Genomic DNA, 2,230 nt, shown 5'->3' on the forward strand with positions numbered 1-2,230 from the left:
ATCCTCGACTACAGAACAAACATTGACCGGTATCCGGAGTTTCAGGCGTATTTTCGCGATCACCAACCACCGTTCCTGGCGGTCTGGGGCAGACATGATCCAGCATTCGTACCTGCGGGTGCCGAGGCCTATAAGCGCGACCTGCCCCCCGCGGAGGTCCATCTGCTCGATACCGGCCATTTTGCCTTGGAAACACATGCAGATGAGATCGCTCAGTTCATTCGGAGCTTCCTGATCAGACATGTCTAAGCTCGATACGACTGTCGTCGTCGGGCTTGGCTCAAGTGGCCACTGAAAAGCGGACAATCGCGAAGATTCACGGGGAAGACAGGTACGGGTTTTACGACCTATTCCAAGTGTTCCTGTTCAAGCAACGGAGTTTTGCACGTCTGGCACCTACAGGATGCCAGCAATCCCCGCGAAATAGTATTCGCTTGTTCGGTTGGATCCGACGGTGTCCTTCGAAAATAGCTTGAAACACATCAACTTATCCTGGTGGAAAGGAACAGATAAATGATCAATCTTAAAGGCAAACGCGCACTGGTAACTGGCGGGTCGCGAGGCATTGGTGCTGCGATCGCATTGGCGCTGGCAGAAAACGGCGCGGATGTCGCGTTCACCTACCAACGCTCCGCCGAAAAGGCCTCGAAGGTAACCGAAGCGATCGAAAAGATGGGGCGTCGCGTGGCTGCAATCCAAGCGGACAGCGCCGACCCCGAGGCAATTGCTAGCTCAGTAAGCGAGGCCGTCTCCGCTTTGGGCGGGCTGGACATCCTCGTGAACAGCGCCGCGATTGGCCACAACGGCATGATCGTCGACCTGGACGTCTCAGCGTATCAGACCTTGATGGATGTCAATGTACGAGCTCCGGTCCTGTTCGCGAAAGCCGTCATCCCGCATCTCGGCAAAGGCGGCCGCATCGTCACAATCGGCTCGGCTCTGGGCGAGCGGGTACCGTTTCCCGGCATAACACCCTATGCAATGTCCAAAGCAGCTCTCACATCCTTCACACGCGGTCTTTCGCGTGAACTTGGTCCAAGTGGTATCACCGTCAACCTCGTGCAACCCGGAGCAACCGATACTGAAAGCAACCCGGCGGACGGCCCGGCTGCAGACTTGCAGAAAAGCTTGACCTCCTTGGGACGCTACGGCGAACCGCGGGAGATTGCCAACGCTGTGGTATTTCTTGCAAGCCCGGCCGCGAGTGTCATCACGGGCGCTATTCTCACCGCAGACGGCGGTGCAATCGCCTGACTTGCTCGTGCAAGATTCTGATGGAGCGATGGTGCCACCTTTTCGATCGCCCGGACTAACCGGCAACACACCATTTCGGTGGGCGCCATCTCCATGCTTATACCTTCCTCACAATAGGAGACCTCAATGGCAAAGCCTGAACTTTTCGTCACGCCCGGGTACGGGCAGAAATTCCATGAGCTTTTGCACTTTTCACAAGCGCTCAAGATTGGTGATCGCATCGAGATCTCCGGCCAGGGCGGATGGAACGATGAACTCGAAATTCCGGAGTCAATCGTGACCGAGATCGAGAGAGCATTTGAGAATGTCCGGCGAACCTTGGCCACGGCTGGCGCGGACTGGAAGGATGTCGTCCATGTCAACTCTTATCACGTCGGAGGCTTTCCACCGATCGTGAACGATACGATTGCCGGTCTTTTCCGTGAGTACATGCCCGATCGAGCTCCGATCTGGACGCAGACCGGTGTGGAAGCCCTTGGGCTCCCCGCCATGCGAATTGAGATCCGTGTCACTGCCATCCTGGAATGACTCTGGCGCCTACCACGGCTGCATTACGATGCAAAGGCTAGTCGCGTTTAGCAACGACCGACCCATGGCCAAAGCCTGTGACCGCCTTAATGCGATCAGAATCTCAGCCTCCCAAGGAGAATGTAATGAACACCGACAGTTGCCCCATTCCCACACCGCAGGAGCGCTCCTTCCTAGCCATCCAGCAAGCGGCCGAACAGACCATGCTTGAGAAGGTGTCGCGCGCCATCTCCGATGCGACAGCCGAAGTCACGAGGAACGTGCAAGACGCTGGTTTGGAATTTGAACCGACCAGTGAAGGCTACTTCATGTTTGCGGTTCAGCAAGCAACATTCGTGCGCCTTTGCGGAGGCAATCCGGATACGCTGCGGGGAGGAAACCCGGAGGTTGGCGACCATGTCATTCGGCACTGTCGCAACATCATTGACACCTATTGGAAGAGCAACAC

General features: G+C 56.4%; 4 protein-coding genes. All 4 read left to right on the forward strand.

The window, feature by feature from the left end:
* Positions 1-249, forward strand: a 249-nt coding sequence (locus C9413_RS31370) for an alpha/beta fold hydrolase (protein WP_170251433.1), incomplete at its 5' end; no start/stop codon positions are given.
* Positions 250-513: 264 nt separating this feature from the next.
* Positions 514-1,254 carry an SDR family oxidoreductase gene (locus C9413_RS31375; protein WP_040114742.1) on the forward strand — a complete coding sequence of 247 codons (741 nt, stop codon included), beginning with the start codon at positions 514-516 and terminating at the stop codon, positions 1,252-1,254.
* A 126-nt stretch (positions 1,255-1,380) separates the two neighbouring features.
* A complete protein-coding gene (locus C9413_RS31380; RefSeq protein WP_040114741.1) occupies positions 1,381-1,782 on the forward strand; it encodes a RidA family protein in 402 nt (133 codons plus the stop codon).
* A gap of 125 nt (positions 1,783-1,907) precedes the next feature.
* Positions 1,908-2,230 (forward strand): hypothetical protein (locus C9413_RS31385; RefSeq protein ID WP_170251435.1); only part of this gene is annotated, 323 nt, incomplete at its 3' end.

It is taken from the genome of Rhizobium sp. SEMIA 4085, from assembly GCF_013004495.1.
In the GTDB taxonomy this organism is placed as follows: Bacteria; Pseudomonadota; Alphaproteobacteria; order Rhizobiales; family Rhizobiaceae; genus Rhizobium; species Rhizobium gallicum.

What these genes read in the sequence shown, in the direction of transcription:
- C9413_RS31375 (WP_040114742.1), top strand. Translation starts at nt 514, where the DNA reads ATGATCAATCTTAAAGGCAAACGCGCACTGGTAACTGGCGGGTCGCGA.
- C9413_RS31380 (WP_040114741.1), top strand. Translation starts at nt 1,381, where the DNA reads ATGGCAAAGCCTGAACTTTTCGTCACGCCCGGGTACGGGCAGAAATTC.